Source organism: Paraburkholderia diazotrophica (assembly GCF_038900755.1).
Classification (GTDB): domain Bacteria; phylum Pseudomonadota; class Gammaproteobacteria; order Burkholderiales; family Burkholderiaceae; genus Paraburkholderia; species Paraburkholderia diazotrophica_A.
Window position 1 is genome coordinate 397615 of record NZ_JBBPEN010000003.1, and the last position, 25119, is coordinate 422733.

Consider the following 25119-nt stretch of genomic DNA (forward strand, 5'->3'; position numbering starts at 1 on the left):
TCCCTGTCGCGCTCCCTTATCGAGTGCGACAGCGAGCGGCGCATACGCCAGTCATCTCACCAGGGAAGGCGACCGGCGGCGTTTGTGAAAGTGCCTGTCGGGCCGCTTGCGGCAAGCAGGGCGAGGCGAACGGGTTCTAGTGCGGCATCCTCGACCGATCCGGCTCCAGGCGCATAGTTGCTCAAATCCGTTGCGGTGAACCCCGGACAGACCGCATTGACCTTGATGCCGGTGTCCTCGAGGTCAATGGCAAACGCCTGCGTCACCGCATTGAGCGCGGTTTTCGACGCTTGATAAACCCCGACATACTGCCGGGAGTAATCCGACGGATTGTCCTTCAGCGTCAGGGAACCCCCTGCGCTCGAAACGTTGACGATGCGGGCGGCCGGTGCTTTTCGCAGAAGCGGCAGCATCGCCTGCGTCACGGCGACAACCCCAAACACGTTTGTCTCGAACACCACGCGCATATCGTCGACAGTTGCGCGGCTCATCTTGTCCCCGGCTCTCATTTCTTCAACGGACGTCCCCGGCTTGATCGGACGTGAGATCCCCGCGTTGTTGACCAACACATCGAGACGTCCCAGCGTGTCCTCGATCTGCCTCGCTGCGGCGACGATCGACGCCTGATCCGTCACATCGAGCTGGATGGCCTGGGCGTCTGCTCCAACGCTGTTCGCTGCCGCGACGCCCAGGTCCAGCCTGCGCGCCCCGACGAGTACCGTGAAGCCTTCCGACGCCAGATCTTTTGCAATCTGAAGGCCGATTCCCTTGTTTGCCCCGGTAACGAGTGCCACGGGTTTGCTGTGCATGTTTGCTCCGTTCAAAGTGATGGGCGAGAACGAGTCCCTTACGGTAGAATGAAAGCGGAACTTCGATCCGGTTATGGACTATACGGAACCATGTTCCGCTTGGCAAGGGAAAAACGAATTGACCATCAAGATGAACAAGTCCACCAGCAAGGCCGCACCGCGTTCCGTGCGCGCTGACGCGCAGCGGAACATTGACACGCTCCTGCGAACGGCACTGGCTGTTTTCGAATCTTCGGGGATCGATGCACCGGTGCGCGAAATCGCGCAAAAGGCTGGCGTAGGCATCGGCACGATTTATCGCCACTTTCCGCAGCGCTCAGACCTGGTCGTGGCTGCGCTGTGCAGTGAAGTCGATGCCTGCGCCGATGCCGGCGTTGAACTTGGCGCCACGCGGGGAGCCGGCGAGGCGCTACTCGCATGGGTGGCGCACTACGTGGATTTCGTGACGAAGAGACGCGGTCTGGCTTCCGCGCTGAATTCCGGCGATGCTGCGTTCAAGGCATTGCCGACCTATTTCCTGGAGCGACTTCGCCCGGTCGTCAAGAGCCTCCTTGATGCCGCGGCAGCCGCAGGCGAAATCCGTCAAGGCATCCAGCCAGACGAACTCTTGTGCGCGGTGGCAGCGCTTTGCGCTCCGATGGAATGTCCCGAGCCGCCCGATGCCTGGAGGCTGGTGACCCTGTTCCTCGACGGATTGCGCTATGGAGTAGGCCCTGAGCTTTCAAAACCGGTGCTGAAGCGAGGCCGCTCGTAAAGAACGGAGCGCGTCAGAGGGAGACATGCGGCTGCTTGCGGAGGCGGTCCGATGTCCGAATGGTCCGACCTCGCACCATGGCAAACGAGCCCTCACGACCGTGTGCCGCCTGCGGCGCCTTCAAGGTAAGCAAATCCCGACATGAGCATCAGCGAGGATCAGCAAAGCTGCAGAAAGCACAGTGATTGAATCTTTCATCGATGGCAACTCCCGTCGGTAACGCCAGGTGGCAGCATCATGTCCCGCTGCGTGATGAACGTGATGCGTTGACCCGGCTCCAGCCTGAGCGTCGGCTGGATATTCATGTTGCGCTGGAGAATGGTTTGCGTCGTCTGCGACAGGGATTGCGCCGCGGCTGACGTCAGGTCCGACGCCACGCCGCCATTGACGTTAATCGTCGTGCCGTTCGACTGGCTCTGGTTGTGGCCGATCCAGGCGGCAACGCCCGCGATCAGGAACGTCGAACCGAAGATCCTGAAAAAGTGGTTGTTGACGTCGGCGCTGACACCGGCTTCGCCGTCGGGGTCGTTGCCGCTCAGGCCGTCGAGCCGCATCGTCGCGTGACGGAAGATCATGCGTGTGGCGGCCATCAGCATCAGGTCCTGACCGATTGCCACGTCATTGTTGGTCCGGCCGAGCAAGCGCGTGCCCTTCGGGATGAGCTTGCAGCTGCCGTCGATGCTGTCATAGATGTCGCGGTCGACCATCGCGCGGAAGGTGCCGGGCATATCGCTTTTCGCGCCCTGCAGGATGACCGTGGGAATCGGCGTGCCGCCTACTACCATATACGGCGACCTGAGCGGTACAGGAACCAGCGGCTTCTCTTCATCGGCTGGATCTCCCTGCTGTTTCAGCCAGTCGGCGTTGCGCCGGTCAATGCTGCTCGCAACTCCGGCCTGCTGCATTGGTGCCCGCTCTGTTTCAACGGCGCTAGCGGTTGATGCACTACTGGAGGGGGCTGGCTGTGTATAGAGGTTCGCCATGCTCCCTGCGATACGATCTGGGTCCTGCGCATTGGGGTTCTGTCCCGATGCGTCCTGTGTGTCGCGCGTGGTGTCTTCGTACGCAACGAGCGATTGGCTTTGCATCGCTTCGATCTGCCGTTGAAGGGCAAGGCGATCGGCGTCGCGGTTCGCAGCCGGCTGACTGGAAGTGTGATCGTGTGGAGGAAGTGGACCCGCGTCATCGCCGGGTACACCTTTGGGAATACCGTCAAGCGGCGTGCCGCCGAGCGGAGCGCTAGCCGTTTCGCTTGCTGCTCGCGCCATCGCGAGATTGCGCTGATCCTCGAGCCGCTTGCGTAGCGCATCCGGTGATGCCTTTGGCTGCCGGGCCTCAGCGTCGAGCTGCTCCCTCGCACGTCGTTCGGCAGCGCTCTCGTGAGGATGAGACAGCGCGTGGACGAGCACAATGGCGACCAGTGCACAGCCGAGCGCGATGAGCAGCACTTTTGCGAGATCGCGCCTCACCCGCGTCAGACGTATAGGCTCAGGCGTGAGCGGCGCGCTGCCGTGACCGCTGTTTTCAGGCGCCGCCATGATCAGGGCTTCCCGTAGACGTTCTTCATGCGCGCCGGATCGCAGCCGAACAGCCCGCAGCCTTCGCCCCGGCCATTGAAGATCCGCACCTCTTCCTTGTCACGCTTGAGCAGCAGCCCGTACGGAACGGTCTGCTGCACCTCGTAGAAGTCGTTGCCGAGCGGAATGAAGCTCGCAATCTCCGCTTCGCCCTTGTCATCCATCAGCAGGATGGCCGGCAGTTCAGCCTGATGTGGAAGCTGGAGGTAGGTGAATCGTCCGTCGTCGAACACGATCACCGGGGCGAACGGCGCATGCCCCTCGACGCGGTAGTCGAAGTTCGCATGGTCGAGCGCAACGCGCGGGCCAGCTGGCCTCGCCATACCCGATAGCGGTTGTCCATCGGGCGTCGCGCTGTCGGAGCCTCCAGCAGCGTTGCTAGCGGGCACGTTTGCCGCGTATTCGATGCCGAACGGTGAAACCTGTCCTGCCTTTGTCTGCGCATCGACATCGAGGTAGTGCCACGAGACCCGGTGATAGACCTTGCCATCATCGGACGAGCGCAGGTCGAGCTCGTATCGCCGCCGCGTCGTGATGACGGTGGCAGCGTTCTCGAGTCCGGGCAGGCGCGCTTCAATGAACACGTCGCGTTTTGTGAGGGCTGTATGTTCGAGCCAGCGCTTGCCGGTATCTGACAGATAGACGCCGGTGACTTCCTCGTCAGGCGCGAATACGAGGTGGGTTTCCTGACTGGTTCGAACGGCCACCGGATACGAGTAGTCCGGATCGTAGTCGTACACGACGAGCGACGCGTCGTCGGGCGCAGGGTAGGGACCATTGATGGCGGCATGTTGCGATGAGCGTCGCCGGTGCGGTGTTGACGACGAACCAGCATGTGGCGTTGCCACGTCCGGTTGCTTCTCTGCCATGGACAGCAGGCCCGGTGGCAGCGGGGACGACGCGATCGGGACCTGCGATGCGGCTTGCGCATTGGCGGTCGCGATGCCGGCGCCGAGCAGCATCGCGACGCATGTGGCGGAGGCAATGACCTTCATTGCGTGGCTCCCGGATTGACGCCGAGGTAGGGCGTGAGACTGAAATGGGTGATGCGCAGGCCGATCGGGTTGTCCTTCTCCTCGCCGGGTTTCAGGGTTTCGGGCGCGAGCAGGAAGCTGATCGTGAGCAGCATCTGTTTCGGTCGCGACGGCTTGCCGTTCACGCTCTCGATCAGCGTGAAGATCAGGTAGGCAATTTGTCCGTCGGGCGAAAACGATGTGGAGTTCTCGACGAATTCACGGGTAAGCCCAGGCGTTTGTACGACGCGTTGTGCGACGGGATCCGTTACCGTGATCCAGGTCTCCAGTTCTCGGGTCGCGGCACCCGAGGTCCAGCCGGCCGCTGCGGGGATCTGGCGTGTGAGCGTGTCCTGGCTGTCGGCCTCGATCGTGAACACGCGCGAGGCCCATTTGACGAGGAAATAGCGCCTGTTCGCCGCAGTCGCCGAATACGTTTCGGCGTAACGGTCCGAGACCCACACGGCGCCGCTCTTCTCGTCATGCTCGACGAAATAGGGACGGGGCCCGCTATGCCTGCCCTGCACGATCAGTGCTGCGCATTCACCGGCTGCGATGAGCGCAAAGGCAGCGGCGATCTTGATCGCGAGACGCTTTTCCCAGAGAGGGCGCTGGAACGCGGCGAACCATGCGGTCACCGCTTCTCCTGTGTTCGGCGGGGCGCAGAGATCAGCGGTGCCTCCGCCGGTCTGGGCAGCACGAGGTGGACACGATGATGGTGTCTGTTTGTCCATCGTTCATGCCTCCGCGCAGGCCCGCGCCTTGGGTGCTACACTGAAACCCAGTTCACCCGCTGCAAAGGTGCAGCCATGGCCAGACTCAGGATCATCCTGCTGTATTTCGTGTTGCCGATTTTTCTGTTTGCGGCATTCGTCCTGTATCAGGTCGGCGCGCAGCATTTCGGTGTCGCGATGATGCTGACGGGCGCGGTTGTCTTCATCGCTTGGGCGTGGCTGAGCACCAGCCCGCACGAAAGGGAAGAATCGCTGCGCGCCGACACGGAGCGTCAACACCGGCTCGACGAAGAGCGGAATATCAATTTCGTGATTCAGCAAAGCGCGAAGCATCGCCACCATTGAATTCACCTCAATGACTTGGGAGTGATGTTTCGGCCGATCATCCCCTTGCCGAATCCACTAGAGCTGCCACCGCCGCTGCCGGACACGACAGCACGTGCGATATCCGGTACCTGCCACATCATGAAAGCCCCTACGCCACAGACGAGCGCGAGCGCCAGCATCGCGAGGTAGTTCGTCGCGTAATACGCATCGCTATTCGTGCCGACTTGCGTCGCCGTCTGCTGCACGAGCCCATGGATGCCTGGCAGCACGCCGCTGTAGACGATTGCCATCATCAGCCACGCGACGACCTTGAAGAGGCCCGCCGAAATCGTGAAGCGCATCCACCCGTCGAAGAGGAATTCGCCGGCGGGCAGCACATACCAGGGGATCAGGACCGGCCCGAGGCAGAAGGCGATATCGAGCAGGAACGAGCCGAACTGCACGACCACCACGAAGATCAATGTCATCAGCGTGATCGCAATGATCGCGAGCGCTTTCGCGAGGAAGGCAAGCAGCACCAGCGGCAGGTTCCTGATGAGCGTCCAGATCGAGCTCAAGTCAGCCGAGTTCGCGCCCGCGTCGCTCGCGCCACCACATTCCTGATGCGCGGTGTTCGGAATCACCACGCCGTCGGGCGTGACGTCGGGCACTTCCTCGCAGATCTGCGCGGCTTCGGTGCGCACCCCCTGCATGATGGTCGATGCCGCATTGACAAGCGCGCGCAGCAGGTCGCCGGGATTGCCGTCGCCGCCGGATACGCGCGAGGCCATCGTCTGCATGTTGTCGACAAAATAGCTGTGAACCGTGGTGCTCCACGCGGTGAGCAGCACCAGGATGACCGCGCATTTGATCAGATGGCGGAAGAGGTTCGCGAAGAAGCTGGGGAAGTCGCCTTCGAGCAGCCATAGGAACACGTGCCAGGTGGCCATAACGAGACCCAGCGCCGCAAGCAGGTCCAGGCCATCGGAGAGAAACAGCGTCTGCAGGCTCATGCCTTTCGCCTGCATCGTCGCGAACAGCGTGTTGAGCACCGAGATGACGTCATTCATGGCGCGGTTTTTCCTGATATTCAGCGCAGGGCGCCTGCAAGGCGCGCCATTGCCAGCATCGCAGCGAGCGGCAGGGCGAGCCAGCCGGTGGCGAACACCTGGGGACTGTCGGCCTGCACGACCAGCAGTCCGGTGAGCAGCGACAGCCGGACGCTTCGGCTGATCCGCCGGTCAAAACGCCACGTTTCGTTGTGCCCGGCATCGATGCCTGGCCGGTACTCGAGGTAAGCGCGGTAATTGCGATAAGCGCGTACGGCTGCGAGTACGGCACGCAGTTCGGCTGGCGTCTTGCAGAGGGAGCGGATCAGCCAGCGCAGCAACATGGTTGGTTGGCCTCCGGATTACTGGTCCTGCAGCAGGTTGAAGTCGGGCGCACCCTGGGTCGTCTGCTGTTCCTGCTGGTTGGCCTGGCCCATTGTCGCGGCCCGCGCGGCGGCGAGTTGGGCCGCGTTGCCCTGGGCCTGCGCCTGGCCAGCGCGGTCCTGCATCTGCTGCGCGACCTGGCGCTGCATGAGCGCGTGCAGGTCCACCATTTCGCCGGCCAGGACATTTGACTGCTGGTTCAGCATCTGCAGTCCCTGCACGCTGCCGGTGACATTGGGAATCTGCGACTGGATCTGCTGCAGGTTTTGCGCGCGAGCGGCGAGGGCGTCCAGGTTCTGCATGTCCTGCGTCAGTTGCTGCTGGTAAATGCCGCCGCGCGTCGAGGCAAGCGACGTGTAGGCCGACAGCCACTGCGCGGGCGACATGCCGGTTGTGTTCATCTCCGACAGGCTGCGCCCGAAGAGGCCACCTGTGGCGTTGGCCGCCTGCTGCAGCTGGGTGATCGCCGAGGACAGGGACTGGAAGTTCGAAATCTGCGTGCGGTAGGGGGCGATGGTCTGGTCGATGAGCGACGCCGGTACCTGTTTCAGGTTCTGGACCATCGTCACGTACTGCTGCAGGCGCGTGATCTGCGCCTGGACATTCTGCTCGACCATCTGCGCCTGCTGGGCCACCGATGAGGCGAGTTCCGCGTGGTTCAGGAGCTGCGTGATCTCGGTGGCGCCGCCGGTCATGCCACCACCCGCGCGGGCGGTGCTGATGAACAGAAGCAGGCCGACGGCGACTGAAACGCGAACGCGCGAGAGCAAGGTGTCACGCATGATCGACCTCGGGATCGACATCAAGATCAACCTCAGGAGCGGCCGCAGGAGCGAGATCGCCGCACGCCGTCGCTGCGTCGACGTATCTTTCCCTCCAGTCCGGACGACCCGAATGCAGATGCCTGTCGAACAGGATCTGCGCGCGCATTTCCGAGCGCAGGATCGCGACCGTGCGGGCTTCGAGCGGCACCGAGATGCGGCGCGACGCGCCACCCTGTTCGGCGATAAAGTAGTCGCGTTTTGCGACCAGCTTCTGGATGGTGCGGATCTGACCGTCCGACAGGCCGAAATCCCGTTGATAAGCGGCCTTCGCGGACGGCGTGAAGTTCTCCACGGGCACAAACACACGCACGAGCACGTTGTCGCGGATCTGCGGCCAGATCGCCGAGGACGACACCTGCTCAGGCGACTGGGCATCCATCCACACGCAGCCGAGCTTCTTGCGCATCGTGACGATCCAGTTGCCGATCTGCTTCGCGAACGCTTCATCGTCGAGCAGGTTCCAGATCTCGGGCAGCATGACGAGCGTCGGGCCGATCACCCCGTTCGCGCGCCGCTGCTCGAGCGAATCCTGAATGCGGTAGGTGACGTACGACAGGAACGGGCGCGCGACTACGGGATTCGCGAGAATCCGGTCGGTTGCCATCGAAACCCAGTGCACGTCACCGAAGCTGTCGTCGATGTTGTCAAAGTAATGCGCGTGCACGGCCTGACCCACCCACAGGCCGAGCTCATCGGCAAGTGGCCCGGCGGGCAGTGACGCGTGGACCGCGCGCAGCCGCCACAGTCGCCGGTCGCCGCGGCTACGAACAGCGGCAAGCGCCGTCTCCAGTTCGCGCCGGTCACTGGCGGTGACGCAATAGGTGCCGCGCTGCTGCACCAGCAGCACGATCCATTCGACGAGAAATTCGAGATGCCGCTGGTCGGCGAGGAGCACCATTGGATTCATCTGCGTACGCTCGTCGGCATGAACGTTGTCCGCTTCGCTGTCGAACTGCATGTAGCGGCCGCCCTGCAGGATCGTCGGGATGCGCATCGACAGGTCCTTGTCGAAGCCGTACAGCCACGCGTTCGGATACTTGCGAAAGAGCGTCGCGCATAGCAACATGAAGATCGTCTTGCCAAAACCTGTGCGCCCGCACACGAGGATGTGCCCAACATCACCCAGGAATCCGGTGAACCAGTAGGGCGTGCCGAACTCGGTCGGAAACGGCGCGAGCGCGGGGCAGACCACCCCGGTTTCCTTCGTCAGATGCGCGTTGATGCGGTGGCCATCGGAGACGCCACGCAGCGGCAGCAGACGCGCCAGGGCGTCGGTGTCGATGAACGACCACCGCGCGCATTCGCGCCACATGCCGGGAATGGTGGTCGCGAACGCCGACAAAGCATGCAGCGTTTCGCGTACCGGCGTGAAGTGCGCCGCGCGCAGCGCTTCCTCGACCGCCTGGTGGGTAGCGACGGCGTGGGTCCACGCCGCGGCAGCGGTCTGGCCGTCATTGAACGGACCGGTTTCAAACACGGGCGAGTACGACAGCACCGACAGGTTGTAGTACCCGTACAGCTCTTCGGCCATCTCGACCTTGCCGGCCCGGCGGTTCGCTTCGTCCGCGGCTGCCGAGCGCGCCTGGTTCTGTCGCGCGCCCGACAGGTCGCCACCGCGCAGCGTGGCGGCAAGTAGCGATCGCGTATCGAGCCGGCGTCCCTCGTGATAGCGGCGCACGCCGTCGATGAAGCGCATCGCCGCCGAGGGTGACGTGAGCCGGAAGCAATGGCTGATGGTCACTTCGCCCGGCACCTTGAGCAGGCCGTCGAGACTGGTCGGCAGGACGCTATCAGGCCAGAAGTCGCGGCGTGCCGGAATGCCTGCGGCGATGCCGTAGCGCTGGCGGCCACCGGCGTAGAAGTGGAGATGGTCGTGACCGGGGCGCACTTCCGTATCGCACATCGCGACGTCGAGCGCAGGGGTGTCCGGGACCGGTACTGCCTGCAGATGATCACTGGCGGGCGACGCACATGCATGCATGAAGGCGCCCAGCTGCTCACCGGACAGCCGTTGACAGGTGAGGCGCGGATTGCCGGCCACGAAGCCGAACAGAGTGTGTTCGAAGGCTTCGACGACGGCGGCGAGTTCCGACGCCGTGTACGCGAACAGGTACTGGTCCGAAAATGTGCCGCGCACGGCCTGGATCAGCGAGCGGGCGACGGACAGCCCGTCGTGCGTCATGCCGTGCGTGACCTTGCCGGCGAAGCGGTCGAGGCCGACCTCGGGCGCCAGCGTGAACGTCACGTAATGACGGTTCACGTAGTTCGCGGCGTGCTCGAACGTTGCCCGCCGTGCGTCGTCCACCTGCTGCGAAACCGGATCTGGCATCGGTGCGCTGAGATACTGCGCACGCCGGCGGCGATGCACCGTCCACCACATCGTGACCGGTCGGCGCGCCATGTCGCGAAGGGACGTGATGAGGTTATCCATCAGTTCGAGGATATGACCCGTGGACAGCGCATCGGCGTCCGGTCCCGAAAACACGTACGTCGCCATCAACGCCGAATCCTTGTTGATGACGAGCGAATCGCTGAACCGGAAAAGCCACGGCACCAGTTCAGCGGTCGAGCGGCGATCGCCGTCGGTGCGCTGCGCGACGCGGGCAAGCGATTCGACGTCGAACGGCGAGCGGGCATAGGTCGGTGTCAGCATGGCAATCCCCGCGCAAATCCGTTTGGACGCGCATTGACCTTCTGGCGCAGCAGCTGGCGCGGCTCGTAATAGTCGCCCTGGCGACTGTATCGGGTGTAGCAACGGATCTGGTCCGGATCGCGCCGCACGGCAAGCCACAGGAACGGGTGCGTCACCAGCACCGCGAGCAGTACCCACGCGTTGCGCATGCCGGCGGCGAACGTGACGACGATGGCCACCTCGGCGATACACCAGCGGCGATCGATGCCGAGCAGCAGGAACTGTTCGAGCATGGTCTTCCGGATACGGGCGGCGAGCGGATCGCCCGGGTCGCCGGTGGCATCGCGGTGGTCGGCGTGCTGGTTGTCCATTGCCTGTTCCCCGGGTTTGCCCGTCAGAGCGTGCCCGTGCAGGCCGCCCCGTGGTTGAAGACCTGTGCCCACAGCAGCGGCATGTTCAGGATCGCAAGCGTGCCGAGCACGCCGCGCAGCACGTGTGTCTTGATGTTGCTGCGACCATCGTCGAGCAGCCACAGCACAATCGAGCCGACCAGTGCGGAAAGCGATACGACTTCCAGCAGCTCGTTGTCGAGCACGTCCTGATAGACGGTGCACAGCCCCCGTTCCAGATGCCCGCGTGCGCGATGATGGGCACCGATCCGAGCCAGAGCGCCATGAGCAGCGCCCGTACGGGACGTTCATGCCGCAGCAGGACGCCTTGCCAGGCCGTGCGGACTGTGTGGTCCCCGTCGAGAGCCATGGAGATCGCGCGACGCATGGGATTGACGCCCCGGGCATTGCGTGTTGTTTCAGGCATGAACTGCCTCCTCAACGTTGGCGTAGTCTGCGTAGCGGGAAAAAAGACGGCGCGTGCGGTAACGGTCGTGTTCGACGCCGAGCACTTCGCGGATTTCAACGGGGCCGCGCACCGCGCCCTGCCGCTCGGCATGCACGAAGAAGCGGAACGTCGAGGCGATCTTGTGGCGCAGGTCGGTGAGGGTCATGAGGCGCCCTTCGTCGCTCATGCGGATGAGCGATTCGAGCCGCGCAGGTGCCGTATCGGCCGAGTCGGCATGAAACGAGACGATGGAGCCGGGGTGACCCGTGTTGAGCGCTTCCATCAGGTCGAACGCTTCAGCGCCGCGCACTTCACCGACGATGATCCGGTCAGGGCGGATGCGCAGCGAAAAGCGCACGAGGTCGCGGATCGTGATGCCGAGGTTGGTCTCCAGTGCCACATGGTTCGGCGCATGGACCTGCAACTCGGCCGTATCCTCAATGGTCACGATGCGCTCGCTTGGCGCCAACGCATCGATCATTGCATTGAGCAGGGTCGTCTTGCCGGAAGACGTTCCGCCGGAGAACGCGACGTTGATGTGCTCGCGCATGACCCATTCGAAGAACGCGCGCAGCGCGGCGCCGCCCGAAGCCAGACGCTCAAGCACCGCGGCACTGCGTTGACGGGTGGTCGACGGCGCACCAGGGATGACGTCGAAGGTGCCGCTGCGTTCGTAGTCAGCGAGCCCAATGCGGCGGCGCGAATGTTTTCTGATTGACATCATGTCGCCGTGAACGGCAACCGGATGGCGGGCGGCAGCGAGGCGCAGACCGGGCAGCCGCGCGTCCAGCAACGGGGTCTGCGCCTTCGCGTTGACATTGGCGAGGATCGTGATGGCGCGATCGAGCGCGTCGGGATTTACGTCACACCCGGCGACGAACGAGATGATGCCGTTGCGCTCGACGAAAATCGAGTCGGCGCGGTTGACCATGATTTCCTGTACGTCGGGATCGGCGAGCATCCGTTGCAGGGGACCGAGGTAATCGTTCAGTACCGCGATCGCGTATTCGTACGTGAGCCGGCTCATTGCCCGTTTCCCCATCCGATGGGCTCAAAAAGCCGGGCGACGAAGCTCGAACTGGAAGGACGGGCAGTCACGGTTTGCTGATCCCGGGCGATGGATGGCGAAACGACGCGTAGTTCGCGGTAAACGCGACGCGCATAGGCGATGCGCTTCGCGTGCGAACCCGCGTTGTAGGCACCGACGGCATCCCAGGTGAGTCCCAGGAGCCGGATGTTCTGCGACAGGATCCATGCACCGACATAGGCATTGGTGCAGACGTCGTGCAGGCCCGCACGCGAGACGCCAAAGCGCGAGAGCGTCGTGAGCCAGCGGCTGTTGATCTGCATGAGCCCGATGTCGGTGGTGCCGTCATCATTCAGATGGACGACGCTGGCGCGCTGTCCCGATTCGACGGTGGCGATCGCGCGCACGAGGCGGACATTGACGTGATGAAACCGCGCAGCATCGTCGAGGCAGTCGGCGCGGCTCGTCACAGCAACGAGCAATGCACACAGGGGCATCATGCGGACACGCTTCACGTCAACCTCATCCGGTGGGGACCGCCTTGAAGAAAAAGGACCTGCCAGGAGCGGGGTGCGCCCCGGCAGGTCAACAGCGCGCGTCAGTCCAGGGGGAAGGACTGACGGCTTCACTGTAGTCAGCGCAGAGGGTCTGGCGGCAGGAATGCCTGCACGGAAACGATGCGGGGCGCGCGGTTATTCGCACCAGTGCCATTGGTCGGGACCTGAGGCATGTGTGCTGTCCAGTGCGGGACAAAGGCATCCAGCGAAAGCCGCAAAGGCAAGGGGAACAAAGGTCGTTGTAAAGGGAAGGGCCCAATCCAAAGGCCGCGGGTGATGCTGGGAGGAATCGCATCACCCGCTCAAAGGCGCAAACGGTTAAGGGCAAAACAGGGTTGCGCAGCAACGGAGAAAAACGCCGCGGGCCTTGCCGCACGAGGCCGGGAAAGGACTGGTGGGCGGCCCCGGAAACAGGCTCACCGCCCGGCAGCATGACTGCGCGACGCGGCACGTTTTCGTGCAGCCATTTGCGGCAGGCGGTGCGGGACAGTGGCGTACGGTTGAACCATGCGACGCATTGAGTCGCGCGCCCCATGACCGAGGTCACTCCCGTCTCCCGTTCTGCCGGAAACCCTACATGGCTTTTGCCAATGCGCTTAACTGGTTGAAAATGCCGCGAGCGCCGATGGAGCTGGCGACACCGCTGGCACCGCTGCCGGTGTCGTCATCGGTTCCCCCCGCGCCGCCTCTCAGGCATAGCGTGCCGCCTTCGCCGCAGTATCTGCCGGTACTGGGATATCGCGAGCTGATCCAGCGAACGGGCGTCGAGGGGACGGTCCGGCGTATCGCCAGCAGTCTCGGCTTGTCATCTGCGAGCGAGCAACGTGACCTCGAACCCTTCCTGCAGCGGCTCGCGGAGTTCGTGCAGCTTCTGCCGGCGTCGGAGTCGCATCATCACGCGCAACCGGGCGGGTTGCTCGTCCACCTGCTCGAGGTGGCGCGCTATGCACTGCATTTCCGTGAGGGTTACCGGCTGCCGCTCGGTGCAAGTCCCGAAGACCAGATGCAGCATGGCGCGCGGTGCAGTTACGCGGTGCTGGTCGGCGCGCTGCTGCACGACATCGGCAAGCCGCTCGCGGACCTGAAGGTCGAACTGGCCGCCGGGCATGACGTGCGTGCCTGGGTGCCGATGGCGGGCAGCATGAACGAGCAGGGTGGCGCGTGGTATCGCGTCGATTTTCCGGCGCCTGGCGAGCGCGATTACGGTGCCCATTCGCGTCTTGCGATTGTGCTGCTGCAGCGCCTCGTGCCACCAGCGTCATTGAGCTGGATGGCGCAGTATCCGCCTGTGCTGCAGGAACTGGCGGCCTACCTGTCCGGGGAGGCCAGCTCGAAAGACAGTGCGCTCGCGAAGATCGTGGGCGACGCCGATCGCCGGTCGGTCGCGGAAAACCTGCTTGCCGGTCCACGTACGCGGTTTGCGACGGCGCGTGCGGTGCCGCTGATCGAGCGGCTAATGGAAGGGTTGCGGCGGTTACTGACCGAGGGCGGCGTGCCGCTTAACCGTGCGGGAGCCACCGGCTATTGCGACGGCGAATCCCTGTGGTGCGTGGCGAAAACGCTGGCCGAGGCGGTTCGGGCTTACCTCACTTCACATGAAGAGCAACGCAGCGGCGCGGCCGGGATTCCGGCGGACAACAACCGGCTCTTTGACACGTGGCAGGAATACGGTGCGCTTGTGCCCACGCCCGAGGGCGGCGCCATCTGGACGATCACGGTGACGATCGGTGGCTGGAGGCAGACCTTCACCGTGCTGCGTTTTCCGCTCGACCGGCTCTACGCCGAATCTGCTCGCTATCCGCGTGCGCTGCCTGCGGGTTCTGTTCAGGTCATCGCAGTGAGCGCCGAGCCGAGCTCCACATCTGAATCAGCCGACATTGCTGATGGCGGTACAACGACCTCGCCAGCAGAGCCTGCCGGGCAAGCGTCATCCCCGGTCGCGGAGCCAGTGACGACGAAAGTCGATCGAGGCGTCTGCGCGTCGGACGCCGCGGCATCAATCGCGCGCGAGGATCGGGATCGGCGCGATCACCGTAAATCGGCCAATGACTCGCCAGGGCCGCAGGTGCGCGCCGCTTTCGATGCCGTTGGGCCGTCCATGAACAAGGGTGAGCCGGCGTACCTGCCCGACGCCGAGAGCGCCGCCGTGCCCGATGACGAATCGGTCATTGCACACGGCAGAGGCAGCGACGAAGTACCCATACCGGATCAGGTCAGTGCGCCGGTTCGCCCGCGCGAGAAGGCGCGGGTTCCCCCGCGGTCCATTGCCTCCCGCGCGGGGGCGCGGCAGCCGCGGCCCAATGCCGAACGGTTCATGGCCTGGGTGCAGGAGGGTATCGCGACCGGTGCGTTGCCCTACAACGAATCGATGGCCCGTGTGCATTTTGTGCCGGAGGGCATGCTGCTTGTGACACCGGCCATCTTCCGGGATTTCGCGCAGGCGCATCCTGACGCGATCGGGCAGGCCCCGACCGACGATTGCCGGACCACGGAGCCGTGGAAGCAGGTTCAGCGCGATTTCCAGAAGTCCGGCTACCCGGTGACAGCGGATGCTGGCGGCGCCGGCCGGTCCTATCTGCTCCACTACACCATCAAGGGCGCGGGCGGCCGGCAGCTATCCGTCATGCTGGTTCCCGAGCCGGAGCGGTTCTTCAATCCCGTGCCGCCGGCGAACGCGATGATCCAGTCGAAGCAGAAAGCGGCCGCAGCGGAAGACTCGGATTCACCTGAGTCATCGGAAGTGTGATCTGCGCACCGGGACCGCGGCGATGGCATATCCGGTCGAGAACCTCTTTCGCAGGCCCGTTGAACTGCTGTCCTCCGTGGCTGCGCTCGCTGCAACCGGCATCCTCTGGTCCCACCCGGCGCTCTTCCTCATCACGCCCGCGACGGGCGGCGTCACGACGCTTGCGCTCCTGTCACTGGCCTGCGTTCGCGGGCGACAGGCAGGGCGATTGATCCGGTTCCAGCGCAACCTGCGGCGCCTGCCGCAATATGTCATTCCCGCGGCCGGGATTCCGAACTCGGCGAGCGAGGTGTTTCTCGGGCGAGGCTTTCGGTGGAGCGTCATTCACACGCAGCGGCTTTACCAGGCGCGCTTTCCCGAAAACCGCCGGCTGCTTGCCCGCAATGACCTGTACGACCGGGCGCGCGATCATGAGCGTCGGTATCCCGAAAGCCGGATCGCACAAGTGACGCGGCGCCAGGTGTGGTGGAATCCGGTGGCGCCGTTGCCGCCTGTTGGAGGAGAACCCGCCCTGCATGGCGTCGAACCGGACGAGCGGGACGTCTGGTTTGACATTGGCGAGCGCGTCGGGCACATGGCGGTGCTGGGCACGACGCGCGTGGGCAAGACGCGGCTGTGTGAAGTGCTCGTCGCCCAGGACATCCGGCGCGGTGACATCGTGATCGTGTTCGATCCGAAGGGCGACGTCGATCTGTTGCTGCGCATGTACGCCGAGGCGAAACGCTCCGGGCGGGAAAGCGAGTTCACGTTCTTCCATCTGGGCTATCCTGACAAATCAGCGCGCTACAGCCCGATTGGCACGTACTCGCGGATCACGGAGGTGGCGACACGCATCGCCGGCAACCTGCCCAAGGATGGCCAGTCGGCTGCTTTCCGTGACTTCGTCTGGCGTTTCGTGAACGTGATGGCCCGCGCCATGAGTGCGCTCGGCATCCGTCCGACCTACGAGATGATCTACCAGAACGCGGTGAACATCGATGGCCTCGCGTTACGGTACTTCCGCTTCTGGCTCGATCGCAACCATCCGGGTTGGGAGGAGGGGCTGGAGGCGCTGGACAAGGAAGAGGCGAAGCAGGCGATGCGTCTGCAACGCAACCAGGAAGTCTTGCAGGTCGCGAACCTGATCCGGCAGCAGGGCTGGACCGATCCGATCGCCAATGGGCTGCTGTCGGTGATCAGCAACGAGCGCTCGTATTTCGACAAGCTCGTGTCGTCGCTCTATCCGCTCCTGGAAAAGCTCACCACGGGCCGGACATCGGAGCTGCTGTCGCCTGACTATGACGACCCCCACGATCCGCGCCCCGTGTTCGACTGGAACCGCGTGATGGATCGCGGCGGCATTGTCTATGTCGGGCTCGACGCGCTGTCCGACTTCGAGGTCGCGGGCGTGGTCGGCAACGCGATGTTCGCGGATCTCACGTCGACCGCGGGCCGCATCTACAAATATGGGCACAGCTACGGACAGAGCACGGCCAGCGGTCGGCGGCGCGTGTCGATCCACGCCGACGAATTCAACGAACTGGTCGGCGATGAGTTCGTGCCTATGGTCAACAAGGCGGGTGGTGCCGGTTATCAGGTCACGGCCTACACGCAGACAAGCGCCGATCTTGAAGCCAGGATCGGCTCGCGGGCGAAGGCCGAACAGATCTTCGGGAATTTCAACACGCTTGTGATGCTGCGCGTGAAGTACGTCACCACCGCGAAGATCCTGACCGACCAGCTTCCGATGGTTGACGTGAAATCGTTGACGCTGGCGTCGTCGGCGACGGACGCGGTGAAGCGCGGCGAGGGCGTGCATTTTACGGCCCAGACGCACGACCAGATCTCGGTGCGAGAGGTACCGATGCTGCAGGCGTCGGACCTGACGCAGCTGCCGAAGGGCCAGGCGTTCGCGCTCGTCGAGGGCGGCCAGCTTGTGAAAGTGCGGCTGCCATTGCTCGACGCGCAGGACCCGGTCAGGCTGCCGGGGCTCGATGATGTAGTGGCTGACATGCGCTCCCGCTATGCGTCGTATGTCCGGGCCGTCTCGCCATTCGATGACTCGGGAGGCGTATCGCCTGATGCCATTGGTGGCACGGTGTGCAGCTTCATGCCGGTCGATGAGGATGCTCGGCCGCGAACCTCGAACTCAGGTCCCTGGGCCGTGGAAGGCAAGGGTGCCGGGTTCTGACGATTGGGGCGAGCATGGTCACGAAAACACGGGACGGCAATGCCGAGGGTGTGAAGTCGTTTTTCTGGATTGTGGATCTGGCGATTCACGTCTCGCTCTGGCTGCTGCTCGCCAGCGTCCTTGCGGTATTGGCCGATCTGGCTGCTGCGCGTGCGTTGTGGCCAGACGATCCAGTGGGCGGGATGCAGGAGCTCCTGCACTTTTACCTGAACGAGACGACCGATCCCGGGTTGGCGGCGCGGGCGGCCGACGCCGCGTACTGGAGCTGGTTCGGCTGGACCGGCATCGATGCGTCGGCGCGGGCATGGGAGGCGGGCGTTCTGCCGTCACATGGCTTGGGATCGTACCTGCGACCGGCGTTTACGGGGGCGACACGCGAGGCGCTCGTGGTGGCGATGGTCGGTGTCAAGCTCTTCGGCGTTCGCATCGCCATGCTCGCGATGACCGTTCCGCAGTTCGTGCTCGCGATTGTTGTTGCTGTGGCCGACGGTCTGGTGGCGCGACACGTGAGGCGCGCGCAGGGCGGCCACGAGTCGGCGACCCGTTACCATCACGCGAAGCGCTTCCTGACGTTCGGCGTGATCCCGTTGACCGCAGTCATCTGGCTCGTCGCGCCGGTGCGGCTGCCGATCCACCTGCTGTTCTGGCCGGTGTCGCTCATGAGCGTGATCGCGGCCTGGAACATGGCGAAGTACTTCAAGAAGTACACGTAGGTCGCAATTTGTCTCCCCTATACTCCCGCCATGAAAAAACAGAACAGACAGGTTATGCAGCGACGCGTGGCCGTTCGACGCTCGTCCGTGCACGGGCGCGGCGTGTTCGCATTACGGGCACTCGAAGCTGGGGAGCGGATTTTCGAATACAAGGGTGAGACGATCGAGTGGACGACGGCCATCGGAAGGCATGAAGACACTGGCACGGCAGGCCACACGTATTTCTTCGGCCTCTCGGACGGACGCGTGATCGACGGCGGGCGTCGGGGAAACAGCGCACGCTGGCTCAATCACTCATGCAACGCCAATTGCGAAGCGCTGGAGATCGAAGACCGTGTGTTTATTCACGCGTCGACCGCGATCGCACCCGGCGAGGAACTCTTTCTGGATTATCAGTTAGCCGTTGACGATACAACGGAGGAAGAGGTGAGGTTCAGCTATGTCTGCCGGTGCGGCGCCTCGGGATGCCGCGGCACGATGCTCGCTGTGGGCTCGTGATGTCGCACACCGCGATTCAGCGGCCCGATGGTAGCGCTGAGGCCGACCGCTCTCGCGCGGCGGTGCGGTTCGCGAGCCACGCCTCCAATTCTGACTCGCGCCAGCCGGTCGCACGTTCTCCGATGCGTATGGGGCGCGGAAACTCCCCGCGGCTGATCATTGCATAAATGGTGGCGCGGCAGAGCCCAATTTTCTTTACAACATCCTTCATGCGCATTACCTGATCCATGGCGCATATCCTCCTGCTTCTTGTTCAGCTTTGATTATCCCCCTGTCGTTTCAGCCTTCCATGGACACGCGTCAGAACGATAATGAGGTGTCGTGAGACGGTGTGAAGATTCGCCATCCAGGCTAAAACTAAAGTGACTCTCGCCGTTACTCTTGGTTACAATAATCCGCCTTGGACGCGCTTGCGGCTACGTCGGTTGACCGGATGTTGAGGTCGTGGTTTCTGGCGACTTCGTCACAGAGTCAATACTCCACCCCAGTATCGTGGAAGTGCAGCAAACCGTGAGCACACTGACGACGGATTCGTGGGAACCCATCTGGCTGCCGTATATCAATGCAGCTCGGCGATATCGAATCTTAAGACTCAGGTCGCGGCGGGTTAGAGACCTACGGGGAAACAGCATGAACATCAAGCTCGTCGAGATTGGGAACTTCCGCAAGCTGCAGAAGGTGAGGGTCGATCTTGCGGAGAAGACGACTGTCTTCGTCGGCGCCAACAACAGTGGAAAGACGTCCGCGATGGTCGCGCTTCGCCATTTCCTCGTAGGACGCATTGATTTTTCGATCAATGATTTCACGTTGTCAAATTGGGCCAAGCTCGACGCGCTCGGGCAACAGTGGGAGGCGTCGGAAGCTGAAGAGGCGGACCAATCATTCGACTGGAACGCGGTACTTCCGCACCTCGACGTTTGGCTCGATGTGCCGGAGAGGGAACTTCACTACGTTCAAAAGATCCTTCCGACGCTCGACTGGGCCGGCGCGCCCATCGGCGTGCGTCTGCGCTACGAACCCAAGGACGAGCAGGCCTTCAGGGCCGCATATCTGGCAGCGAAACTCGCAGCGGCGGCTGTCATGAGCGCTAATGCGGCGGAGGCGGCACCGTCAGCAGCAGCTTCTAATGGAGCGGATGGATTCGCTCTCTGGCCCCGGTCCTTGATGGACTTCCTGTCCGTCAAACTTCGTTCGATGTTTGAAGTACGCGCGTATCTCCTTGATCCGGCCAAGCTGGTCCTCCCGAAGGATGGTATCGCTGCGCCGCAGGCTCTTCCCGCCGATAGCGAGCCTGTGGACGGGGACCCACTCAAGAAGATTATCCGAATCGATGAGATCAGCGCGCAGCGCGGGTTTGGGTTTGCGCCGGCAACGGCAAGGGGTGAGGATAATCTAGATGAAGGTGGCGTGCGCGGTGGGAAAAAACTATCCAGTCAGCTTCGTCACTACTACGCCCAGCACCTCGACCCTTTCGATCAACCCGAGCCGAAGGATCTGGAGGCCTTGCAGGCTCTTCACGGAGCGCAGACCGCCTTCGGCAAGCGCCTGGCAGTGTGCTTTGCCGATGCACTCCGGGAACTGGAGGACATCGGCTATCCAGGTGTGACAGACCCGAAGCTCACGATTACCACGAACATCAAGCCCATCGACGGCTTGAATCACGCATCAGCTGTTCAGTACGTCGTGCCCACGCATCAAAGCGCTGCAACGGGCCAGATTCATCAGCTTCCGGAAGATTCGAACGGACTCGGTTACCAGAACCTCGTTTCGATGATTTTTGCGCTGATGAGCTTTCGCGACAAATGGATGCGCGTCGGCAAGGCCGGGAAAGTGGCCGGGGATGGTGATGATCTGATCCCGCCGCTTCATCTCGTCCTGATCGAAGAACCGGAGGCGCATCTTCACGCGCAGGTTCAACAGGTCTTCATCAGGCAGGCGTATGAGGTCCTGCGCAAACACGACAGGCTCAAAGCCTCGAAGGACCTGTGTACTCAACTGGTAGTCAGTACGCATTCCAGCCATCTTGCACACGAGGCCGAGTTCACGTCGCTGCGGTACTTCAGACGACTCCCGGTAAACACGGTGGACGGCTCCGTGCCAGTCTCGTGCGTTGTGAACCTGTCCGGGACGTTTGGCACCGAGGACGATACTGCCCGATTCGTCAAGCGATACCTGAAGGCGACGCACTATGACCTCTTTTTCGCCGACGGCGTGATCCTTGTCGAGGGGCCGGCCGAACGTATTCTTGTCCCGCACTTCGTTCGTTCCCGGAGCGAGTATGAGTTCCTCGGCCGTTGTTACGTGACGTGGCTGGAGATTGGCGGGAGCCACGCTCATCGGTTGAAGTCGCTGATTGAACATCTCGGCCTGAACGCGCTGATCATCACTGACATCGATGCCAAGAACCCCGGGGGCAGTTCGGTTCCGCCGGCCCGTGGCGCCGGTCTCAAGGCGCGTAACGAGACGCTGAAAGCCTGGGTCCCGAAGAACGAGTCGCTGGATACCTTGCTCGACACCAAGGAAGTGGATCTTGCTCTTTCGGACAGCAGTGGGTACGGCGTCCGCGTGGCCTATCAGCAACCGATAAGGGCCAAGTTCAAGACAGCCGAACCGGTGGAGTTGCTCGCAAACACCTTTGAGGACGCGCTGGTCTACGAAAACCTTGAGACATTCAAGACGATGAGCGGCACCGGCCTGATGGGTCGCCTTCGGAAGTCGATCGATGATGCAGTTGATGCAGCCGACCTCGCCAGCAAATTCGCGGTTGACCTCGGAAAAGGCGGCAAGGCTGAATTCGCAATGGAGCTTCTCTACAGTAAAGAGATCGACACCATGACCGTCCCCGCATATATCAGCAAAGGGCTGCTATGGCTCGCCGCCCAGCTCAAGAGAAAGGAGGACGAGGTCCTCGGCAAGGGGCCGTCTGCCGTCCTGATGCCGGTAGAGTCCACGCCTGAAGGGCCCATAGCCGCCGAGGTGGCCGCATGACGGCCGCCCTCCAACCGGCAGAGCCAGACGATGCACACGTCGACATTGAAATTGCGGCCTGCCTCAATCTCGATACACCGAAAAGCTTTTTCCTCTTCGCTGGCGCCGGGTCCGGCAAGACGCGATCGCTCGTCACGGCGCTTCAGCACGTTCAAAGGACGATGGCGGACCGACTCCGCGTCAAGGGCCAGCGGGTCGCTGTCATCACCTTTACCAATGCCGCGAGCGACGAGATCAAGAGACGACTCCAGTTCGATCCCTTGATTGACGTCCGAACCATACATAGCTTCGCGTGGTCGCTCATCGAGGGGTTGAACCACGATATCAGGGAATGGTTGCGGTCGGATCTCGCAGAAGACATTACGAAGCTTAGAGCTGAAGAAGCCAAGGGGCGCAAAGGGACGAAGGCTTCCGCAAGCCGCCTGAGCAGGATCGAATCGAAGACGAGGCGGTTGCAGAACCTGCCCAACATCAAATCGTTCACATATAGCCCAACAGGAGACAACCGCGGGCGCGACGCACTCAATCATGGGGAGGTGCTGAAGCTAACGGCCCATTTCCTGAGCACGAAACCCGCCATGCAAAGCATTCTCGCCGGGCGGTATCCAATCCTGCTTATCGACGAAAGCCAGGATACCAATCGGTATCTGGTCGACGCACTCTTTGCCGTTCAGTCCAAACTGAAAGGGCGATTCCTGCTCGGCCTGATCGGCGACATGATGCAGCGGATCTATTCAGACGGGAAGGAGGGGCTCGGGCAGGGCCTGCCGGACGACTGGTCAGAGCCGGCGAAAGCCTTGAACTACCGGTGCCCCAAGCGTGTTGTTACGTTGATCAACAAGATACGCAGCGACGGGCAGCGGCAGATCACACCATCATCCACAGCCGACGGGCATGTCAGGCTTTTCATTTTTCCCAGTAGCACAGAAGACAAGCCTGCAGCAGAACGCGCCATCGCCAGGCACATGGCCGCCATCACCCGCGATGAACAATGGAACGAGGCAAAGGCTGTGAAGACGCTCACCCTTGAGCATCGCATGGCCGCGTCGCGCCTGGGGTTCCTTGACGCGTTTTCCGCGCTCTACGACTACGAAGGCTGGCGCACCAGCTTTCTTCAGGGCACGCTGCCAGTATTCCGGTTTTTCTCGGAGCAAGTCCTTCCCCTGATCCGTGCCAAGCGCGCAGATGACCAGTTCGCCATTGCCCGCATGGTCAAAGCCAGCTCGCCGCTCATGAGCCCCGCGTCCCTGCGGCAGTCGAAAGACAACAAGGCCCTGCTCCAGGGTGTCAGCAAGGCAGTCAGCGGTCTCCTGGAGCTCTGGAGCGGCACCGTGGAGCCTTCATTGCTCTCCGTCTTGAGGTACGTCGCGACGACCAGTCTCCTTGAGATCCCCGATGCGCTTCAGGCACATGCGTCTGGAGCGATTGAACGGGCCGCGGCCGACTCATCCGACGAAGATGAACGGGAAGATCACCAAACGGAACGGGACATCGCCATCCAGACTTTTTTGCGGACGCCGTTTTCTCAAATCGAACCGATGACCGAATATCTTTCAGGTAGGGCTCATTTTGACACCCATCAAGGCGTGAAGGGTTTGGAATTTGATCGGGTAATGGTCGTCATGGACGACTCGGAAGCACGCGGCTTCATGTTCAAGTACGACGATCTGTTCGGGGGGAAGCCTGCAGGGGATAGAACGGTGGAAGCAACCAAACGCCTGTTCTATGTGACGGCAAGCCGCGCGAAGGAAAGCCTTGCGCTGGTCGCCTATTCCGCGGCGACCGAACGTGTTACGTCCTTCGTTTTGAACGAAGGCTGGTTCACTCCCGCAGAAATCGTCTCGGAACTCCAATTGGCTACATAGACACCACGGCGCCGTCTGAGCGCAACACAACGGAAAACGACGGGGAAATTAACCATGGACCAGGTCCCGGACATCAAGATCGACGAAGTTTTGCCACCTAAAGCGACGGGCACTCCCACGAGCAAAGAAAGAGACGACCCTTTTGGCCTTGCTCGCGCCGCCGAGAGCATTCGACATGGTTTCGTCGATACAACGCGCATTCGCGAGGAAGAGAAGACCCAGCGCGACGCGAACCTGCATCAGCAAAAGATGCTCGAGTTGGAGCACGCCGAAGCTGAGCGAAGGCGTACATTTCGTTCGAACTGGATCATTGCTGCCACCTTCTGTGTCTTCCAGGCACTGATTGCTGCATACGGTTTCAAGACAAACAGCGTTAGCTACGTCCTTGCGGCGGCAAACGGCTTTGGTGCTTTTTTTGTCAGTCGCAAGTTTTGATAGACAGGAAAGCAACCCTTGGGCGGCCCGTGAGGCGGCCCACTACACGGACAGGAAGAGGTAAACCAATGACTAAGCCGCCTCAATCGGCGACCGACTACGTTCAGACTTCCGCCGCATTGACCGATATCGAGGAGTGGGGGATCGCGCTAACATCGTCCCGGGTGGTCGGGGAGGGCGCAAACCAGTGCATGCAGTTTCGGACAGCCTGGGTCAACACACCGGTGTTCGACTATCCGATCGCCGGCTCCATGCCGCTCGGCCTCTACCAAGGTCATGAACTCTATGTTCGCCTACCAGAGGGGCATCTGCCGGCGATGCTCGTCGCGCGTTATGGTCGCGAGCTTGGGCAGGAGCAGACCTGGTTTCCGGCACCCGCCGGAAACCAGGCGATCGCGGCCGTGGCTGACGTGCTGCAGGAGGCGTATCGTCGCGCGCAGGCGCTCGGCTACGGCGCCCTGCTCGCGCTTTGAGCAACCGAAAACGAGAGTAACCAAACGATGGAAGAAACCTTGAGAAAAGCGCAGGAAGCGGCCAACAAGGCGGGAGCGCCAATGTATGTGTTCAGGGCGGTGAACTTGAACGGGCATGAGCTGAGCTGGTTCAATACGACCGGGACGAAGAATTCTCCAAAAGATGAGCTCTACCAAGTTGTCGAACCAGAGAGCGACGGCAAGCGGAAAACACACGGCGCGACTGCGCCCCGCACGGCCGGTAGCCGATGGTAAAGAGCACGATGAACAAATCAGTAACCGACTTGAAGGCCATTGCAGCGGCAGGCGGTGGCATGGTCTTGGACGCCAGAAAATTCAGCACGACAGACCTTAAATCGATCGCGGCGAACGCAAAGGGTAAAGGCTCGACGGTCTTCTTGAACAACGTCAAGTCGAAATCGACAACAGACTTGAAGGCCATTGCGGCAGCTGGTGGCGGCACCGTCGTGTTCGATCTCTCCTGATCGGAAGAAACGCGAAATGACCATCGTCCAAGAGGGAAGGTTGAAAGGGGTGTTCACCGGGTTCAAGGACCAGAATACGGTTTTCGAGTTTGCAAACGGTCGCAAGTGGCGCCAGAAGTCCTACCGGTACATGTACCGCTATGCCTACAGACCCGAAGCCAAGGTGATCGAGGAAAGCGGACGTTACATGCTCCACGTCGAGGGCATGAATGAAGCAATCGAAGTGCGTCGCGCGTAGCCATC

Annotated in this window: 26 protein-coding genes; 13 read left to right on the forward strand and 13 right to left on the reverse strand. The window is 62.3% G+C overall.

The genetic code is table 11. The annotated features are described in order from the left end of the window. Nucleotides 1-56 precede the first annotated feature (56 nt). A complete protein-coding gene (locus tag AABE10_RS11760; RefSeq protein WP_342933416.1) occupies nucleotides 57-809 on the reverse strand; it encodes an SDR family NAD(P)-dependent oxidoreductase in 753 nt (250 codons plus the stop codon). Between the two features lie 118 nt (nucleotides 810-927). Between AABE10_RS11760 and AABE10_RS11765 the strand changes: the two genes are divergently transcribed. Next, entirely contained in the window at nucleotides 928-1563 is a 636-nt protein-coding gene (locus AABE10_RS11765) for a TetR/AcrR family transcriptional regulator (RefSeq protein WP_342933417.1), read from the forward strand. Nucleotides 1564-1757: 194 nt separating this feature from the next. Here the strand turns inward: AABE10_RS11765 and AABE10_RS11770 are convergent, their stop codons facing one another. The 3 genes from AABE10_RS11770 to AABE10_RS11780 are packed head-to-tail and all read right to left on the reverse strand — an operon-like array spanning nucleotide 1758 to nucleotide 4887. Continuing rightward, complete coding sequence (locus AABE10_RS11770) at nucleotides 1758-3101, reverse strand: TrbI/VirB10 family protein (RefSeq protein WP_428983300.1); 1344 nt, start codon at nucleotides 3099-3101, stop codon at nucleotides 1758-1760. A 2-nt stretch (nucleotides 3102-3103) separates the two neighbouring features. Next, a complete protein-coding gene (locus AABE10_RS11775; RefSeq protein ID WP_342933419.1) occupies nucleotides 3104-4102 on the reverse strand; it encodes a TrbG/VirB9 family P-type conjugative transfer protein in 999 nt (332 codons plus the stop codon). Nucleotides 4103-4131: 29 nt separating this feature from the next. After that, nucleotides 4132-4887, reverse strand: a complete 756-nt coding sequence (locus tag AABE10_RS11780; RefSeq protein WP_342933420.1) for a VirB8/TrbF family protein — start codon at nucleotides 4885-4887, stop codon at nucleotides 4132-4134. 75 nt (nucleotides 4888-4962) lie between these two features. On the opposite strand from AABE10_RS11780, the gene AABE10_RS11785 reads away from it, so the two are divergent. Then, nucleotides 4963-5232: a hypothetical protein gene (locus AABE10_RS11785; RefSeq protein WP_342933421.1), complete on the forward strand. Its 270-nt coding sequence runs from the start codon at nucleotides 4963-4965 to the stop codon at nucleotides 5230-5232. Nucleotides 5233-5234: 2 nt separating this feature from the next. On the opposite strand, the gene AABE10_RS11790 is transcribed toward AABE10_RS11785, so the two are convergent. The 8 genes from AABE10_RS11790 to AABE10_RS11825 all read right to left on the reverse strand — a co-directional run bounded on the left by AABE10_RS11790 (nucleotide 5235) and on the right by AABE10_RS11825 (nucleotide 12461). Next, a complete protein-coding gene (locus tag AABE10_RS11790; RefSeq protein ID WP_342933422.1) occupies nucleotides 5235-6263 on the reverse strand; it encodes a type IV secretion system protein in 1029 nt (342 codons plus the stop codon). Between the two features lie 20 nt (nucleotides 6264-6283). Further along, nucleotides 6284-6586 carry a hypothetical protein gene (locus AABE10_RS11795; RefSeq protein WP_342933423.1) on the reverse strand — a complete coding sequence of 101 codons (303 nt, stop codon included), beginning with the start codon at nucleotides 6584-6586 and terminating at the stop codon, nucleotides 6284-6286. Nucleotides 6587-6604: 18 nt separating this feature from the next. Then, nucleotides 6605-7408 carry a conjugal transfer protein TrbJ gene (locus AABE10_RS11800; protein ID WP_342933424.1) on the reverse strand — a complete coding sequence of 268 codons (804 nt, stop codon included), beginning with the start codon at nucleotides 7406-7408 and terminating at the stop codon, nucleotides 6605-6607. Beyond that, a complete protein-coding gene (locus AABE10_RS11805) occupies nucleotides 7401-10103 on the reverse strand; it encodes a conjugal transfer protein TraC (RefSeq protein WP_342933425.1) in 2703 nt (900 codons plus the stop codon). The genes AABE10_RS11800 and AABE10_RS11805 overlap by 8 nt, the downstream gene beginning before the upstream one ends. Beyond that, nucleotides 10097-10453, reverse strand: coding sequence for a VirB3 family type IV secretion system protein (locus tag AABE10_RS11810; protein ID WP_342933426.1), 357 nt, complete (start codon nucleotides 10451-10453; stop codon nucleotides 10097-10099). Before AABE10_RS11810 ends, AABE10_RS11805 begins: the two co-directional genes overlap by 7 nt. Before the next feature lie 23 nt (nucleotides 10454-10476). Then, a complete protein-coding gene (locus AABE10_RS11815) occupies nucleotides 10477-10677 on the reverse strand; it encodes a hypothetical protein (RefSeq protein WP_342933427.1) in 201 nt (66 codons plus the stop codon). Nucleotides 10678-10890: 213 nt separating this feature from the next. After that, nucleotides 10891-11946: a CpaF family protein gene (locus AABE10_RS11820; RefSeq protein WP_342933428.1), complete on the reverse strand. Its 1056-nt coding sequence runs from the start codon at nucleotides 11944-11946 to the stop codon at nucleotides 10891-10893. Beyond that, nucleotides 11943-12461 carry a lytic transglycosylase domain-containing protein gene (locus AABE10_RS11825; RefSeq protein ID WP_342933429.1) on the reverse strand — a complete coding sequence of 173 codons (519 nt, stop codon included), beginning with the start codon at nucleotides 12459-12461 and terminating at the stop codon, nucleotides 11943-11945. Before AABE10_RS11825 ends, AABE10_RS11820 begins: the two co-directional genes overlap by 4 nt. Before the next feature lie 619 nt (nucleotides 12462-13080). Here AABE10_RS11825 and mobH point away from each other — a divergent pair. Genes mobH through AABE10_RS11845 form a run of 4 tightly spaced genes read left to right on the forward strand, consistent with a single transcriptional unit; the run spans nucleotide 13081 to nucleotide 18630 of the window. After that, nucleotides 13081-15249, forward strand: a complete 2169-nt coding sequence (gene mobH / locus AABE10_RS11830) for a MobH family relaxase (RefSeq protein ID WP_342933430.1) — start codon at nucleotides 13081-13083, stop codon at nucleotides 15247-15249. 22 nt (nucleotides 15250-15271) lie between these two features. Further along, a complete protein-coding gene (gene traD / locus AABE10_RS11835) occupies nucleotides 15272-17419 on the forward strand; it encodes a type IV conjugative transfer system coupling protein TraD (protein ID WP_342933431.1) in 2148 nt (715 codons plus the stop codon). 14 nt (nucleotides 17420-17433) lie between these two features. Next, a complete protein-coding gene (locus AABE10_RS11840; RefSeq protein ID WP_342933432.1) occupies nucleotides 17434-18132 on the forward strand; it encodes a DUF4400 domain-containing protein in 699 nt (232 codons plus the stop codon). 54 nt (nucleotides 18133-18186) lie between these two features. Continuing rightward, nucleotides 18187-18630: an SET domain-containing protein gene (locus AABE10_RS11845; protein ID WP_342933850.1), complete on the forward strand. Its 444-nt coding sequence runs from the start codon at nucleotides 18187-18189 to the stop codon at nucleotides 18628-18630. 16 nt (nucleotides 18631-18646) lie between these two features. Here the strand turns inward: AABE10_RS11845 and AABE10_RS11850 are convergent, their stop codons facing one another. Further along, entirely contained in the window at nucleotides 18647-18859 is a 213-nt protein-coding gene (locus AABE10_RS11850) for a helix-turn-helix transcriptional regulator (protein ID WP_027196483.1), read from the reverse strand. A gap of 401 nt (nucleotides 18860-19260) precedes the next feature. Between AABE10_RS11850 and AABE10_RS11855 the strand changes: the two genes are divergently transcribed. The 7 genes from AABE10_RS11855 (at nucleotide 19261) to AABE10_RS11885 (ending at nucleotide 25114) form a co-directional block, all read left to right on the forward strand. Then, nucleotides 19261-21618 carry an AAA family ATPase gene (locus AABE10_RS11855; RefSeq protein WP_342933433.1) on the forward strand — a complete coding sequence of 786 codons (2358 nt, stop codon included), beginning with the start codon at nucleotides 19261-19263 and terminating at the stop codon, nucleotides 21616-21618. Further along, a complete protein-coding gene (locus AABE10_RS11860) occupies nucleotides 21615-23483 on the forward strand; it encodes a UvrD-helicase domain-containing protein (protein WP_342933434.1) in 1869 nt (622 codons plus the stop codon). Before AABE10_RS11855 ends, AABE10_RS11860 begins: the two co-directional genes overlap by 4 nt. A 54-nt stretch (nucleotides 23484-23537) precedes the next feature. After that, a complete protein-coding gene (locus AABE10_RS11865; protein WP_342933435.1) occupies nucleotides 23538-23918 on the forward strand; it encodes a hypothetical protein in 381 nt (126 codons plus the stop codon). Between the two features lie 68 nt (nucleotides 23919-23986). Beyond that, a complete protein-coding gene (locus AABE10_RS11870; RefSeq protein WP_342933436.1) occupies nucleotides 23987-24391 on the forward strand; it encodes a hypothetical protein in 405 nt (134 codons plus the stop codon). A gap of 27 nt (nucleotides 24392-24418) precedes the next feature. Beyond that, a complete protein-coding gene (locus AABE10_RS11875) occupies nucleotides 24419-24646 on the forward strand; it encodes a hypothetical protein (RefSeq protein ID WP_342933437.1) in 228 nt (75 codons plus the stop codon). Nucleotides 24647-24654: 8 nt separating this feature from the next. Continuing rightward, nucleotides 24655-24876 (forward strand): hypothetical protein, encoded by a 222-nt coding sequence (locus AABE10_RS11880; RefSeq protein ID WP_342933438.1) that lies wholly within the window; start codon nucleotides 24655-24657, stop codon nucleotides 24874-24876. A gap of 16 nt (nucleotides 24877-24892) precedes the next feature. Then, nucleotides 24893-25114 carry a hypothetical protein gene (locus AABE10_RS11885; RefSeq protein WP_342933439.1) on the forward strand — a complete coding sequence of 74 codons (222 nt, stop codon included), beginning with the start codon at nucleotides 24893-24895 and terminating at the stop codon, nucleotides 25112-25114. Nucleotides 25115-25119 lie beyond the last annotated feature (5 nt).

Coding starts and splice junctions, on each gene's coding strand:
- AABE10_RS11770 (WP_428983300.1), bottom strand. CDS start 3,101: ATGGCGGCGCCTGAAAACAGCGGTCACGGCAGCGCGCCGCTCACGCCT.
- AABE10_RS11820 (WP_342933428.1), bottom strand. CDS start 11,946: ATGAGCCGGCTCACGTACGAATACGCGATCGCGGTACTGAACGATTAC.
- AABE10_RS11840 (WP_342933432.1), top strand. CDS start 17,434: ATGGTCACGAAAACACGGGACGGCAATGCCGAGGGTGTGAAGTCGTTT.
- AABE10_RS11795 (WP_342933423.1), bottom strand. CDS start 6,586: ATGTTGCTGCGCTGGCTGATCCGCTCCCTCTGCAAGACGCCAGCCGAA.
- AABE10_RS11790 (WP_342933422.1), bottom strand. CDS start 6,263: ATGAATGACGTCATCTCGGTGCTCAACACGCTGTTCGCGACGATGCAG.
- AABE10_RS11785 (WP_342933421.1), top strand. CDS start 4,963: ATGGCCAGACTCAGGATCATCCTGCTGTATTTCGTGTTGCCGATTTTT.
- AABE10_RS11865 (WP_342933435.1), top strand. CDS start 23,538: ATGGACCAGGTCCCGGACATCAAGATCGACGAAGTTTTGCCACCTAAA.
- mobH (WP_342933430.1), top strand. CDS start 13,081: ATGGCTTTTGCCAATGCGCTTAACTGGTTGAAAATGCCGCGAGCGCCG.
- AABE10_RS11870 (WP_342933436.1), top strand. CDS start 23,987: ATGACTAAGCCGCCTCAATCGGCGACCGACTACGTTCAGACTTCCGCC.
- AABE10_RS11845 (WP_342933850.1), top strand. CDS start 18,187: ATGCAGCGACGCGTGGCCGTTCGACGCTCGTCCGTGCACGGGCGCGGC.
- AABE10_RS11780 (WP_342933420.1), bottom strand. CDS start 4,887: ATGGACAAACAGACACCATCATCGTGTCCACCTCGTGCTGCCCAGACC.
- AABE10_RS11805 (WP_342933425.1), bottom strand. CDS start 10,103: ATGCTGACACCGACCTATGCCCGCTCGCCGTTCGACGTCGAATCGCTT.
- AABE10_RS11810 (WP_342933426.1), bottom strand. CDS start 10,453: ATGGACAACCAGCACGCCGACCACCGCGATGCCACCGGCGACCCGGGC.
- AABE10_RS11860 (WP_342933434.1), top strand. CDS start 21,615: ATGACGGCCGCCCTCCAACCGGCAGAGCCAGACGATGCACACGTCGAC.
- AABE10_RS11760 (WP_342933416.1), bottom strand. CDS start 809: ATGCACAGCAAACCCGTGGCACTCGTTACCGGGGCAAACAAGGGAATC.
- AABE10_RS11875 (WP_342933437.1), top strand. CDS start 24,419: ATGGAAGAAACCTTGAGAAAAGCGCAGGAAGCGGCCAACAAGGCGGGA.
- AABE10_RS11800 (WP_342933424.1), bottom strand. CDS start 7,408: ATGCGTGACACCTTGCTCTCGCGCGTTCGCGTTTCAGTCGCCGTCGGC.
- AABE10_RS11855 (WP_342933433.1), top strand. CDS start 19,261: ATGAACATCAAGCTCGTCGAGATTGGGAACTTCCGCAAGCTGCAGAAG.
- AABE10_RS11885 (WP_342933439.1), top strand. CDS start 24,893: ATGACCATCGTCCAAGAGGGAAGGTTGAAAGGGGTGTTCACCGGGTTC.
- traD (WP_342933431.1), top strand. CDS start 15,272: ATGGCATATCCGGTCGAGAACCTCTTTCGCAGGCCCGTTGAACTGCTG.
- AABE10_RS11850 (WP_027196483.1), bottom strand. CDS start 18,859: ATGGATCAGGTAATGCGCATGAAGGATGTTGTAAAGAAAATTGGGCTC.
- AABE10_RS11880 (WP_342933438.1), top strand. CDS start 24,655: ATGAACAAATCAGTAACCGACTTGAAGGCCATTGCAGCGGCAGGCGGT.
- AABE10_RS11775 (WP_342933419.1), bottom strand. CDS start 4,102: ATGCTGCTCGGCGCCGGCATCGCGACCGCCAATGCGCAAGCCGCATCG.